Annotated in this window: 13 protein-coding genes; 8 read left to right on the top strand and 5 right to left on the bottom strand. The window is 69.3% G+C overall.

From position 1 onward, the window contains the following. Positions 1-20 precede the first annotated feature (20 nt). Complete coding sequence (locus AC4HOU_RS20065) at positions 21-605, bottom strand: maleylpyruvate isomerase family mycothiol-dependent enzyme (protein WP_490724927.1); 585 nt, start codon at positions 603-605, stop codon at positions 21-23. A 179-nt stretch (positions 606-784) separates the two neighbouring features. Between AC4HOU_RS20065 and AC4HOU_RS20070 the strand changes: the two genes are divergently transcribed. Beyond that, positions 785-1,606, top strand: coding sequence for a PhzF family phenazine biosynthesis protein (locus AC4HOU_RS20070; protein WP_195007282.1), 822 nt, complete (start codon positions 785-787; stop codon positions 1,604-1,606). Positions 1,607-1,619: 13 nt separating this feature from the next. Here the strand turns inward: AC4HOU_RS20070 and AC4HOU_RS20075 are convergent, their stop codons facing one another. Beyond that, complete coding sequence (locus AC4HOU_RS20075; RefSeq protein WP_490724928.1) at positions 1,620-2,675, bottom strand: 2Fe-2S iron-sulfur cluster-binding protein; 1,056 nt, start codon at positions 2,673-2,675, stop codon at positions 1,620-1,622. Between the two features lie 316 nt (positions 2,676-2,991). Here AC4HOU_RS20075 and AC4HOU_RS20080 point away from each other — a divergent pair, with 316 nt between their 5' ends. The 5 genes from AC4HOU_RS20080 (at position 2,992) to AC4HOU_RS20100 (ending at position 8,075) form a co-directional block, all read left to right on the top strand. Further along, positions 2,992-3,780: an alpha/beta hydrolase gene (locus AC4HOU_RS20080; protein ID WP_490724929.1), complete on the top strand. Its 789-nt coding sequence runs from the start codon at positions 2,992-2,994 to the stop codon at positions 3,778-3,780. Position 3,781: 1 nt separating this feature from the next. After that, positions 3,782-4,657 (top strand): SDR family NAD(P)-dependent oxidoreductase, encoded by an 876-nt coding sequence (locus tag AC4HOU_RS20085; protein WP_195021064.1) that lies wholly within the window; start codon positions 3,782-3,784, stop codon positions 4,655-4,657. A 1-nt stretch (position 4,658) separates the two neighbouring features. Further along, on the top strand, positions 4,659-5,579 hold the full coding sequence (locus AC4HOU_RS20090; protein WP_163815820.1) for a ferritin family protein: 921 nt from the start codon (positions 4,659-4,661) through the stop codon (positions 5,577-5,579). Next, a complete protein-coding gene (locus AC4HOU_RS20095; RefSeq protein WP_195021065.1) occupies positions 5,576-7,090 on the top strand; it encodes a flavin-containing monooxygenase in 1,515 nt (504 codons plus the stop codon). The genes AC4HOU_RS20090 and AC4HOU_RS20095 overlap by 4 nt, the downstream gene beginning before the upstream one ends. A gap of 88 nt (positions 7,091-7,178) precedes the next feature. Next, positions 7,179-8,075: a MerR family transcriptional regulator gene (locus tag AC4HOU_RS20100; RefSeq protein WP_280210508.1), complete on the top strand. Its 897-nt coding sequence runs from the start codon at positions 7,179-7,181 to the stop codon at positions 8,073-8,075. Here AC4HOU_RS20100 and AC4HOU_RS20105 read toward each other — a convergent pair. Genes AC4HOU_RS20105 through lspA form a run of 3 tightly spaced genes read right to left on the bottom strand, consistent with a single transcriptional unit; the run spans position 7,968 to position 10,247 of the window. Beyond that, a complete protein-coding gene (locus tag AC4HOU_RS20105; RefSeq protein ID WP_490724930.1) occupies positions 7,968-8,615 on the bottom strand; it encodes a hypothetical protein in 648 nt (215 codons plus the stop codon). The two genes, AC4HOU_RS20100 and AC4HOU_RS20105, sit on opposite strands and share 108 nt — an antisense overlap. Before the next feature lie 46 nt (positions 8,616-8,661). Continuing rightward, positions 8,662-9,588 carry an RluA family pseudouridine synthase gene (locus AC4HOU_RS20110; protein ID WP_163815826.1) on the bottom strand — a complete coding sequence of 309 codons (927 nt, stop codon included), beginning with the start codon at positions 9,586-9,588 and terminating at the stop codon, positions 8,662-8,664. After that, on the bottom strand, positions 9,585-10,247 hold the full coding sequence (lspA, locus tag AC4HOU_RS20115) for a signal peptidase II (RefSeq protein ID WP_490724931.1): 663 nt from the start codon (positions 10,245-10,247) through the stop codon (positions 9,585-9,587). Before lspA ends, AC4HOU_RS20110 begins: the two co-directional genes overlap by 4 nt. 196 nt (positions 10,248-10,443) lie before the next feature. Here lspA and AC4HOU_RS20120 point away from each other — a divergent pair, with 196 nt between their 5' ends. Both AC4HOU_RS20120 and AC4HOU_RS20125 read left to right on the top strand, forming a co-directional pair. Next, complete coding sequence (locus AC4HOU_RS20120; RefSeq protein WP_416383105.1) at positions 10,444-11,334, top strand: hypothetical protein; 891 nt, start codon at positions 10,444-10,446, stop codon at positions 11,332-11,334. A gap of 93 nt (positions 11,335-11,427) precedes the next feature. Further along, on the top strand, positions 11,428-11,895 hold the full coding sequence (locus tag AC4HOU_RS20125; protein WP_163815830.1) for a VOC family protein: 468 nt from the start codon (positions 11,428-11,430) through the stop codon (positions 11,893-11,895). Positions 11,896-11,941: the final 46 nt, after the last annotated feature.

The raw sequence follows: 11,941 nt of genomic DNA on the forward strand, positions 1-11,941 counted from the left end.
GAGGGGGATCGGGTCCGTCGTCAGCTCCGGGCGACGTCGCGGCCGGTGGCCAGCAAGAGCAGATCGATCGCGGGAGCGCGCACCTGCTCCGGCCCGTCACCGTAAGACCAGTCCGCGTCGGTCGCGGTCAGCCGCAGGCCACGCAGCCGCTTGCGGGCACCGTAGAACCGGCTGGCCAGCACATGATCCAGGGCGGCGACGACCCGGGGCGGCGGGGTGTGCAGGGTGCGTCCGAGCGGGCGGGCCACATCTTGTTCGTGCACGATGATGTCCACCAGCGGGTCGGCGGGCGCGGCGCCGGGCGAGCGCCGCGACGATCCCGCCGCGGCCCGCAGCTGTGCGATCAGCTCGGCGGGTGCGTAGCGCGCCGACACCCGGCGTGCGGCGTCGGCGTTCATCCGATCCCAGTTGCCCCTGGCCCGGATCAAGCCCATGAGGGTGGAGCCGAGGCTGTCGACCGAGGTGATGTGGGCGAGGACGTCGTGGATGGTCCAGCCCGCGCACAGCGATTCGCGCCCCCATTCGTCGTCGCTCAATTCGTCGAAGAAATCGGCGAAGGCCAGCCGTTCGGCACGCAACCGGGTCGAGATCAGGTCAGGGTCCATCGTCGGTTCTCCCGGATCGCAGGGGCGTCACCGATATCGACGGCGCGGGGCCGCCGGAATCATCGGTGGCCCGGAATCGGCGTCGTCCGCCGGCTACGCCCAAGTGGACGCATGACCTGGCGACGCTGCGAGATACCTTGCGCGAAGCGGTTATTCAGAGTTGGAGTACCTTCTTGCGCATGGAGGTTCTGCTGCATCAGATCGACGCGTTCGCCGACGCACCGTTCTCGGGCAACCCGGCCGCGGTCATGCCGTTGCCGACCTGGCTGCCCGATGCGCTGTTGCAACACCTGGCCGAGGAGAACAACCTCGCCGAAACGGCCTTCTACACCCCTGGGTTACCGGCCGAGGCGGGCCCGCCGCCGGGCGAATGGCCCGCCTTTCACCTGCGCTGGTTCACCCCGCGGGTGGAGGTGGACATGTGCGGGCACGCGACGCTGGCGAGCGCGGCCCAGATCCTCACCGATATCGCGCCCGGCGCCGACCGGGTCAGCTTCTACACCCGCAGCGGCTGGCTGCACGTCGACCGCACCGATGACGACGAATATGTGCTCGACCTGCCCGTGGTGCCCTCCATCGAAACCGAGCCCGATCCGGTGCTGGTGGCCGCGCTCGGTGTACGGCCGGTGCGCGCCTACACCGGTGCGGACGCCGTCATCGTGGTCGGCAGCGAGCAGCAGGTGCGCACGCTGCGCCCGGCCCTCGACCGGTTTCCGCCGCTGCCGCGCGGCGCCATCGTCACCGCTCGCGGCGACGACGTCGACTTCGTCTCCCGGTTCTTCGGCCCCGGCGTCGGCGTACCCGAGGATCCGGTGACCGGCTCGGCGCACGCGCAACTGGTTCCGCTGTGGAGCCGCGAACTCGGTCGCACCGCCATGACGGCGCGTCAGCTCTCCCGCCGCGGCGGGCGGCTGCGCACCGAACTCGTCGGCGACCGGGTACTGCTGATCGGACGCTGCCGCCGCTACCTCGACGGTGTGGTCACCCTGCCCGACGACTGAGCACCGGCAGCGGTCACAGGTCGAAGACGATGTCGAGATGGTCGCTGCGCGGCACGGACTGGCAGGCCAGGCGGGTGCCGCGGGCCAGATCGTGATCGTCGAGGGTTTGATTGTCGAGCAGCTCCACCGCACCGGCGCGCAGCGTGTAGGCGCAGCCGCCGCAGGTGCCTTCGCGGCAGACATACGGAGCGTCGAGGCCACGCTCGAGTAGCACGTCGAGCAGGACGGACTGCTTCGGCCACTCGATCTCGTGCTGCTCGCCGTCGAGTTCCACGGTCGCGGTGACGCATGCACCGCCCGATACCGCGCCGGCGGAAACCGGCTGGACCGCGAAGGCATCGGAGTCCAGCGAGACGAAAACCTCGGCGTGAACCCGTGATTCGCCGATTCCGCGCGTCAGCGCCGCGGCGCGGGCGGCGTCCATGAACGGAGCCGGGCCGCAGAGATAGATCTGGGCGTCGTCGAGCGTGGGCAATGCCGCCGCGATGGAAGCGGTGGTCGGCACACCGTGATCGGCATCGAACAGGTGGGTGACGGTGAGCCGGTCGCAGTGACGCTGGGCGAGCTCGGTGAGTTCGCGCGCGAAGATCACCGACGCGCGATCGACGTTGGCGAAGATCAACGTGATCGAATTCCGATGCGCGGCAAGCGCGGTCCGCAGGATCGACATGATCGGCGTGATACCGCTGCCCGCCGCGAGCAGCACGAACGGCACGGCCCAGTCCTTGGGCACGAATGTCCCGGCCGGTGGCAGCGTTTCCAGCTCCGTCCCGGCGGTGACGTTGTCGCAGATCCAGTTCGACGCGCGGCCACCGGGGACCCGCTTGACGGTGACGGCGGGCCGGGCGTCGATCACCGGCGAGCTGGACAGGGAATAACACCGTGCCAGCGGCCCGTCCGGTCCCGGAATGCGCAGGGTGAGGAACTGGCCCGCCCGGTAGCTCAAGGCCGAGCCCGGCGGTGGGCCAAGGACCAACGTCACCGCCTCCGCCGTCTCCCGCACGACCTCCTGCACGGTGACCCGCACCGTCGGTGCCGACGGCGGGGCGAGATCCGGGGTCAGCGTCATCGCAGTGCTCCTTCACGCAGGTCAGCGGCTCGGCGACGCCGCCCGACGATTACAGTTCATGAATGTGCCATTGACAACTGGCTCATTGCGTGATGATGCTAAGAGCATGGTGATAACAGAGTCAACGGCGACTTTGCGACGCCCGGTCCCTCGTTCCGCGTCCCTGCGGACCCGCATCGCGGCGACCGGGTCGGTCCTGAGCATCCGGCAACTGAACGGCCTCCTGCCGCCCACCCGCTGGGGCATCGGGGCAGGACGCGGCCTGATCGCGAGCGTGATGGCGGTAGGCGGACCCACCCTGCCCGGGACCACGGTCATGCCCGTGCGTGCGGCCGGGGTGCGCGCAGAAATGGTGCGCGCACCCGGCGTCGGGCTCGGCGATCGGGTGATCTACTACGTGCACGGCAGCGGCTATGTGATCTGCTCGGCGCGCACACATCGCGGGCTGGCTTCGCGGCTGTCCGCACAGACCCGGCTGCCGGTCTTCGTCGTCGACTACCGGCTGGCACCCGAGCACCCCTTCCCCGCGGCCGCCGACGATGTGGCGGCCGGGTATCGGTGGCTGCTGGCCAACGGCTACCAGGCCGAAAACATCGTCATGGGCGGCGATTCGGCCGGATGCCACCTCACCCTCGATCTGCTGCTGGACAACGCCAGAACCGGAGCGGCCCAGCCCGCGGGCGCGTTCATGTTCTCCCCGCTGATGGATCTGAGCTTGTCCGCGGCCGAACAGCTCGACCGGCGCAAGCCGGACCCGATGGCACCGGCCCCGGTGGGACGCCGGATGATCCAGCTCTACACCCGCGACGAGCCCGCGGACTCCCCGCGGCTGCGCTTGACCATCCCGCCGGGCACCACCTTGCCGCCGCTGTACGTACAGGCCGCGGCCGAGGAGATGCTCGCCGCCGATGCCCGCCATCTCTGGGAGATGGCCACCGCGGCCGGGACCTCGTGCCGGCTGGAGCTGTGGCCCGGCCGCATCCACGTCTTCCAGGCGCTGCCACTGATCGTGCCCGAGGCGGCTCCCGCGCTGCGCCGGGCCGCCGCGTTCGTCTCCGACGCGCTGGCGCAGGCGAATGCCTCGGTAGTAGAGAAGGTGAGCTGAGATGTGGCCGTTTTCCACCAGGCGCAGCTATGACGCGCGGGCCGTCGTCACCGGCGCCGGCAGCGGCATCGGGCGCGCCTTCGCGCTCGAGATCGCCGCGCGCGGCGGCGAGGTGATCTGCGCCGATATCGACAAGGACCGCGCCGACGAGACCGTGCGGCTGATCGAGCAACGGCACGGGCGCACGGCCTACCCGTTCTTCTGCGATGTCGCGATGCGCGCGGATGTGCAGCGGCTCGCCGATTTCGCCGAGGAGGTCTTCGCGGGCCCGCCGACGGTGGTGGTGAACAACGCCGGAGTCGGCATCGGCGGTAAGCCGGTCGGTGAGATCGGTTTCGACGACTGGGAATGGGCGCTCGGCATCAACCTGTGGGGCGTGGTGCACGGCTGCGAGATCTTCGCACCGCGGCTGCGCGCCGCGGGCCGCGGCGGCATCGTGAACGTCGCCTCCGCGGCCGCGTTCGCCGCGGCCCCTGGAATGGCGGTGTACAACACGTCCAAGGCGGCCGTGCTGTCGCTGTCGGAGACCATGCATGCCGAACTCGCGGGCAGCGGCGTGGCGGTGACCGCGCTGTGCCCCACCTTCGTCAAGACCAATGTGGTCGCCGACGGACGGATCACCGCGGGGCCCTCGCGCCTGGCCGATCAGCTCATGCGCTGGACCGGATTCTCACCAGAACGGGTCGCCGCCGGCGCCCTCGACGCACTCGACCGCGGCCGCCTCTATGTGGTGCCGCAGCTGGATGCCCGGCTGGTGTGGCAGCTCAAACGCACCTTCCCCGCCACCTACGCCGGCGCCCTCGGCCTGCTCAATCGCCTACTGCCACTCGAGGATCCGGCCACCACGGCCGCATCCTCCCCCACGACTGGAGCCTGACATGTCCTTCAACTTCGACGATATGCTCGCCAAGATCAAGGCCCGCCAGTGGGCCCTGGCCGATATCGACTGGGACGCCCCCGGCGCCGAGGAGATCGACCCGGAGCTGTGGACCAAACTCAAGCCGTTCATCTCCGATCTGATGTGGATCGAGAACGTCGGCGCACGCGGTTTCGCCGCCATGGCCAAGAAGGCGCCCACCGACACCCTCAAGGAGATCTACCGGTACTTCCACGCCGAGGAGCAGCGCCACGCCAATGCCGAGCTCGCGCTGATGCGGCGCTGGGGCATGCTCGACGGCGACGAGCTGCCGGAGCCGAATATCAACGTCAAGCTGGTCATCGACTTCCTGGACAAGCACGCCGACGGGATGTCGATGTCGTTCCTCGGCACCGTGATCCCGATGCTCGAGGTGGCCCTCGACGGCGCACTGATCAAGTTCGTCACCGACGAGATCAAGGATCCGGTGGCGCAGGAGGTGTTCAAGAAGATCAACGCCGACGAGGCTCGGCATCTGGCCACCGATTACGCGGTGATGGAACTGCTCGGCCACGCGACCGCGCGCAAGCTGGCCATCGATTTCGTCGGCGGCTGGGCCAAGCCGTCGCTGATCGTCGGCGCGCTCAGCTATTTCCCGCTGCTGAACAAGATGCGCGACAACATCGTGGAGATGGGTGTGTCCGAGGAACGCCTGTACTCGGCGATGGCGCGGTTCAAGGCCGTCGGTGAACGTGCGCCGATCGTGAACCGGCTGCCCATGTACCGGCTGGTGAAGATGCACAGCGGCTGGGTGATCAACCGCGATCACCCCTACCACCTGTTCGCCGACGCCCTGGTCAAGGTGACCGGCCGGATTCCCGAACGCTATTTCGCCGAGCAGCCGTCGTGGTCGAAGGCGCTGACCCACGAGCCGGTCGCATGAGCGCGGCGGCGAAGCCACTGGACGTGGCGATCATCGGCGCGGGTTTCGCGGGCATCGGCGCGGCGATCCGGCTGCGACAGCGCGGGATCACCGACTTCACGATCCTCGAGCGCGATACCCGAGTGGGCGGCACCTGGCGCGACAACACCTATCCCGGTGCCGCCTGCGATATCCCGTCGCGGCTGTACTCCTACAGCTTCGCGCCGAATCCGAACTGGTCGCAGACCTATTCGGGCAGCGCGGAGATCCTGGACTACATCGAGTCCATGGTCGACCAGTTCGCGATCCGGCCCTTCATCCAGTTCGGCCAGAATGTCACCGGATTGGATTTCGACGAAGAAGCGGGACTGTGGTCGATCGCCGTCGCCGGCCGCAGGGGCCGGCTGCGTGCGCGTGCGGTGGTGATCGCCTCGGGCCCGCTGTCGAACGCGAGCTTCCCGGACATCGACGGTATCGACAGCTTCGCCGGGCACAAGATCCACAGTGCCCGCTGGGATCACGACTACGACCTCACGGGCATGAAGGTGGCCGTGGTCGGCACCGGCGCCAGCGCCGTGCAGATCGTGCCGGAGCTGGTGCGGCGGGCCGGATCGGTGAAGGTGTTCCAGCGCACGCCGGGCTGGGTGTTGCCACGGGTCAACCGCTCCACCACCGACATGACCAAATCGATCTACCGGCGGTTCCCGCGCACCCAGGCGCTGGCCCGCGACGCCTGGTTCTGGGGGCACGAGTCGGTGGCCCTCGGTGTGGTGTGGACCAGCCCGCTGACCCGGGTGGTCGAGCAGGTCTCGCTGCTGCATCTGCGCACCCAGGTGCGCGACCCGTGGTTGCGCCGCCAGCTCACCCCGGAATTCAAGGCAGGCTGCAAACGACTGCTGATGAGCAACGACTACTACCCGGCCCTGCAAGCCGACAACTGTCAGCTCATCACCTGGCCGATCGTGCGCATCGTGCCCGAAGGCATCCAGACCGCGGAAGGGGTGGTGCACGGCGCCGACTGCATCGTCTTCGCCACCGGATTCGATGTGTCCAAGGCCGGGGCACCGATCCCGGTCACCGGGCGCGGCGGCCGCTCGCTCAACGAGGAGTGGAGCCGCGGGGCCTACGCCTTCAAGAGCGTCGCGGTCGCGGGCTATCCCAACATGTTCCTGACCTTCGGGCCGAATTCCGGCCCCGGCCACAATTCGGCACTGGTGTACATGGAGGCGCAGATCGAATACCTCACCGAGGCGATCCAGATCCTGTTACGCCGCGACCTGCGGATGCTCGAAGTCGACCGGAACCGCCAGGACCGCTACAACGCCCGGCTGCAACGGCGCCTGGCCGCGACGACCTGGAACTCCGGCTGCCGCAGCTGGTACCTCACCGAGGACGGCTTCAACGCCACCATGTATCCCGGTTTCGGTACGCAGTACGTGCGTGAGCTGTCGCGGGTGAACCTCGACGACTACGTCCTCACCGCCCGTTCGGCGCACCGCCCGCTGGCCGGCAGCGGAGCCCGGCTCGGCTGATGCCCCAGCCAGATTCGCGCCCGTGTCCCGGTACCGGTTACCGGGACACGGGCGCGCGCGTGAGCGCCCGGAGCGGGAAGGTACGGACGTGACCGAGGTGGGCGAATACCGCATCGACGAGCTCGCGCGAGCGGCCGGAACGACCAGCCGCAATGTGCGGCTGTACCAGGAGAAAGGCCTGCTGCCCGCGCCCGTCCGGCGGGCGGGACGGGCCAATATCTACGGCGATGCGCATCTGGCGCGGCTGCGCATCATCGATGGGCTGCTCGCACGCGGATTCACCACCGCCCACATCGCCGATTTCATCACCAGCTGGGAGACCGGCAAAGACCTCACCGAGATCCTCGGGCTCCAGCACGCCGTGACCGCGGCGTGGGGACAGTCCCGAGCACCGGTCGAATTCACCCGCGACATGGTCGATGCCATCCTGGGCGATCCGGAACCCGGCCACGCTGACGACGCGCACCTGGATCGCCTGGTGCGGCTGGGGCTGGTGCGGGTGCACGACGGCGGCAGCACCATCGAACTGCTGCGCCCGCAGCTGCTGGAAGCCGTGTTCCAGCTGAAGGCCTACGGCATCGAGGTGCCCACCCTCATCGACCTGTACGCGGAGGTGATGGGCAGACTCGACGATATCGCCCGGCGGATGGTGGCCGCCGCCAAGGACCACATCGTGTCCGAGCACGGCCTCGGCTGGCTGCCCGACACCGACGACGCGATCGCCGACACCACCCAGATGTTGCGGCATTGGCGCGAACTCGGCACCGGCATGGTGCATTCCGGGCTCGATCAGGCGCTCGACCGGGCACTGGAGCACGAACTCGGTGACTATCTGGCCGCCGCGGCGCGGGCGCACACATCGCCCGGAGCCGACCTGTTACCGGTCGGGGACGGGGCCGTCGTCGGGCGCCGGGCCGATGACGCCGGTGGCGTCGGGCAGCAGCGGCACGATCGCGAAGGCGCCGGCCACCGCGTCGGCGGGTAGCGCCTCCACCGCGCGGATACCGTTGTGCGTGGCGAGGTTTCGCAGTTGCTCCGGCGTGCCGCGCACGACCAGGCCCACCGCGCAGGCGCAGCCGGCGCGCAGCCGGGCGACCGACACGGTGACGATCTTCTCGGTGCGTTCGTCGACAGCTCGCGAGCTGCGCAGATTATCCAGCAGCTGCCAGGCGGCGTCCTCGGCCGATCGCAGCACCACGACCTCGGTCGCTGGGACCTGCACGGTCACCAGCTGCGTCTGCACCCGCGGTAACGGCACCTGGTACAGCACCCGGCCGATCCGCAGACCGGCCGCGAGAGCCGGAAGGCGTTGCGGGGTCTGGTATTCGGTGAACGACACCAGCGCCCAGCGCTCGGCGGCATCGGTGCCCGACAGCGAATCCCGCGCTCGCGCCAAGTATTCCGCGACCGATTCGCCCTGTTGCGGGCCGAGGCGGTCGGTGGACACGCCCTCCGAACGCGGCGGCTGCATGGCGCCGACGGCGACCAGGACGACAACGACCACCCCGGCGACCGCCGCGAACACCGCTCGCAGCAGTCGCGTCGACCGGAGGTTGGATCGGCAGCACCGCTCAGGCATTGCGCAGCACGTCGAGGGCGTGCCTCAGATCGGCCGGGTACTCGCTGGTGATCTCCAGATATCTGCCGTCGGCGGGATGCTGGAATCCGAGCGAACGCGCGTGCAGCCACTGCCGCTGCAAACCGAGGCGCTCGGCCAGGCGCGGATCGGCGCCGTAGGTGAGGTCACCGCAGCAGGGGTGGCGGATCGCGGAGAAATGCACCCGGATCTGATGGGTGCGCCCGGTTTCCAGATGGATGTCGAGCAGGCTCGCCGCCTGGAATGCCTCGACGGTGTCGTAGTGGGTGACGCTGGGGCGGCCGTCGGCGGTGACCGCGAACTTCCAGTCGTTGCCGCGGGCCCGGCCGATCGGGGCGTCGATGGTGCCGCTGCTGGGATCCGGATGCCCCTGCACCAGTGCGTGATAGCGCTTGTCCACGGTGCGCTGTTTGAACGCGCGCTTGAGCACGGTGTAGGCGTGTTCGGACTGGGCGACCACCATCACCCCCGAGGTGCCGACATCGAGGCGGTGCACGATGCCCTGGCGTTCGTGTGCGCCGGAGGTGGAGATGCGGTAGCCGGCCGCGGCCAGCCCACCCACCACCGTCGGCCCGGACCAGCCGACACCGGTGTGCGCGGCCACCCCGACGGGTTTGTCGACCGCGACGATGTCGTCGTCGGCGTAGAGGATCTTCATCCCCTCGACCGGTTCGGCCTCGATGGTGAGCTCACGTTTGGGCTCGGGGAACACCACCTCGAGCCAGGCGCCCGCGGTGAGCCGATCCGATTTGCCGGCAGCGACACCGTCGAGCTGCACCGAACCCTCTTCGGCCAGCGCCGCCACCGCCGTCCGGGACAGGCCGAGCAGCCGCGACAGGCCCGCGTCGACCCGCATGCCGTCCAGCCCGTCGGGCACCGGCATGGTCCTGGTTTCCCTCATGCCGCGCTCCCCTCGCCGGCCCCGGTGTTCTTCGTGTTCTCTGTGGTCTCGGATCGCGCGCTGTTCACTGTGTTCTCGGACTCTTCGGTAGTCTTCTCGGCCCGGCCGGCCCTGGTGCCGTTCGGCTCGAATCCGAACACCGTCAGCACCACCAGCAGGATCGCACCGCAGACGATGGCCGAATCGGCGACGTTGAACACCGGCCACCAGCCGACGGCGACGAAATCGACCACATGCCCCTGCAACGGCCCCGGCGAGCGGAACAGCCGGTCCACCAGGTTGCCCAGCGCACCACCGAGCACCATGCCGAGCCCGACGGCCCACCACAGCGAGCGCAGGGTGCGGCCGATGCGGATCACCCCGATCACCACCGCGGCCGCGACCAAGGTCAGCAGCCAGGTCATGCCGGTGGCCATGGAGAAGGCCGCGCCCGGGTTGCGCACCAGGCTCAGCCGGGCCCAATCGCCGATGAGGTACACCGGATCGCCGGGGGTCAGCGTGGCGACCACGATGACCTTGGTGAGCAGGTCGAGGGCGAACAACACCGCCGCGATCACCAGCAACAGCCGCAGTCGCTGCGGTGGGCGCGCCGGGCCCTCGGGGGGCTGCTCGGCGGTGCTTGGCTCGGGTGGCCGGTCGTCACTCACGCCGACCATCATCGCTCGAGGCGCGAACGGGCCTGTGCTGCGGGCACCGCATGTCCCGGCACCGCGGCCGTCGGCTGTCCCAGCCGATCCTCAGCCCGCGCTGCCCACATGTCCCAGCTGACACTCAGGAACCGGTCGTACTCTGTTGCTCGTGACGGTGTTGTCTTCTCCCCACGCACCCCGGATCGGCCGTTCCGGAGTGCTGATCATGGTGCTCGCGGTCGGGTTGTCGGCGTTCGGTGTCGGGTGCAGCGACGGCGCGGAGCCGTCCTCGGACGCCGAGGGCACCGAGCCGCTCGGCATCGGGCGTGAAGTGACGGTGCCGATCGCCGCGGCGGTGGCCACCGTCGAGTCGCCCGGCGAAGAACCGCGCGGCGCGCTGCGGGCCGGTTTCCCGGACGGCACCGTGCAGGAGGTGACGCTGCGTACCGATCACCGCATCCAGCAGCGGATCGATGATCAGCCGCCGCGCGATTTCTCGCATCCGGCGCTGACCATCCCGTTGACCGCCCGCACGGACGACTCCGACGTCGACCTCACCCTCGGTGCCGTCACCACCCCCGACCCGTCGTTGTCGCAGGCGCTGACCGCCGCCGACGGCTCGCACGCGGGCCTGGACATGAGCGAGCTCGGCGCGATCACCGCGCTGCGGCTTGCCCCCTCACCGGAAACCTCGAACTCCGCGCGCGCGGCCATCGAGCAGGCGTTCTATCAAGCGGTGTACCAGTCGATCACCTTCCCGGACGATCCGGTGGGCGTGGGCGCGGTGTGGACGGTGCGTCAGGAGGTCACCGGTGGGGTGGCCCTCGACCAGGTGACCACGGCGACGTTGACCGAACGCGAGGGCAACCGCCTCACCATCGACCTGACCGTGGCCCAGACGCCGAAATCGCGGACCTGGAACCTGCCCAACGAGGCAGGCACCCTGCACATCGAGGATTACGCGATGACCGGCTCGGGCACCATCATCGTCGATCTGGGCCTGCCGCTGCCGGTATCGGGCGCCATCGATATCGGCGGGCACCAGTCCTACCGCGACCCGCGCACCGACACGCTGCTGCGCCAGACCATCAGCACGCGGGTGTCCTGGGGTGGATAGCACCGCGGGATCTCGCGATCGGCGGATGTCTGTCGGTGCCCGGGCATAGGCTCGAACCCGTCCGACAACCGATCGAGACCTGGAGGTCTTGCGATGTCCGATGTCTCCCCGATTCCCGAGGGCTACCCGCGCCTGTCCCCCGGCCTCGCCGTGGACGGCGCGGCCGAAGCGATCGAGTTCTACAAGAAGGTCTTCGGCGCCACCGAGCGCATGCGCATGCCGCGTCCGGACGGCAAGGTCGCCCACTGCGAGCTGCTGGTCGGCGATTCGGTGATCATGCTTGGTGATCCGGCGCCGGAGATGAAGTTCCTCGACCCCAAGAGCGTCGGCGGCACCCCGGTCAATTTCAACATCTACGTCCCCGATTCCGATGCCGCCTTCAACGCGGCCATCGCGGCGGGCGCGACCGAGCTCATGCCGATGGAAAACCAGTTCTACGGCGACCGCACGGGCAGTTTCACCGATCCGTGGGGCCACCAGTGGACCGTTGCCACGCACGTCGAGGATGTCACCCCCGACGAGATGGAGCGGCGGATGGCCGAGTTCACCGGCGCATCCTGACCGCGGGGTGATGCCGGCTGCGGGTAGCGCCCGCAGCCAGCGCCGA

The sequence above is a fragment of the Nocardia sp. JCM 38205 genome (genome assembly GCF_058222935.1).

What these genes read in the sequence shown, in the direction of transcription:
- AC4HOU_RS20125 (WP_163815830.1), top strand. Translation starts at nt 11,428, where the DNA reads ATGTCCGATGTCTCCCCGATTCCCGAGGGCTACCCGCGCCTGTCCCCC.
- AC4HOU_RS20085 (WP_195021064.1), top strand. Translation starts at nt 3,782, where the DNA reads ATGTGGCCGTTTTCCACCAGGCGCAGCTATGACGCGCGGGCCGTCGTC.
- AC4HOU_RS20095 (WP_195021065.1), top strand. Translation starts at nt 5,576, where the DNA reads ATGAGCGCGGCGGCGAAGCCACTGGACGTGGCGATCATCGGCGCGGGT.
- AC4HOU_RS20075 (WP_490724928.1), bottom strand. Translation starts at nt 2,675, where the DNA reads ATGACGCTGACCCCGGATCTCGCCCCGCCGTCGGCACCGACGGTGCGG.
- AC4HOU_RS20065 (WP_490724927.1), bottom strand. Translation starts at nt 605, where the DNA reads ATGGACCCTGACCTGATCTCGACCCGGTTGCGTGCCGAACGGCTGGCC.
- AC4HOU_RS20110 (WP_163815826.1), bottom strand. Translation starts at nt 9,588, where the DNA reads ATGAGGGAAACCAGGACCATGCCGGTGCCCGACGGGCTGGACGGCATG.
- AC4HOU_RS20090 (WP_163815820.1), top strand. Translation starts at nt 4,659, where the DNA reads ATGTCCTTCAACTTCGACGATATGCTCGCCAAGATCAAGGCCCGCCAG.
- lspA (WP_490724931.1), bottom strand. Translation starts at nt 10,247, where the DNA reads ATGATGGTCGGCGTGAGTGACGACCGGCCACCCGAGCCAAGCACCGCC.
- AC4HOU_RS20120 (WP_416383105.1), top strand. Translation starts at nt 10,444, where the DNA reads ATGGTGCTCGCGGTCGGGTTGTCGGCGTTCGGTGTCGGGTGCAGCGAC.
- AC4HOU_RS20080 (WP_490724929.1), top strand. Translation starts at nt 2,992, where the DNA reads ATGCCCGTGCGTGCGGCCGGGGTGCGCGCAGAAATGGTGCGCGCACCC.
- AC4HOU_RS20070 (WP_195007282.1), top strand. Translation starts at nt 785, where the DNA reads ATGGAGGTTCTGCTGCATCAGATCGACGCGTTCGCCGACGCACCGTTC.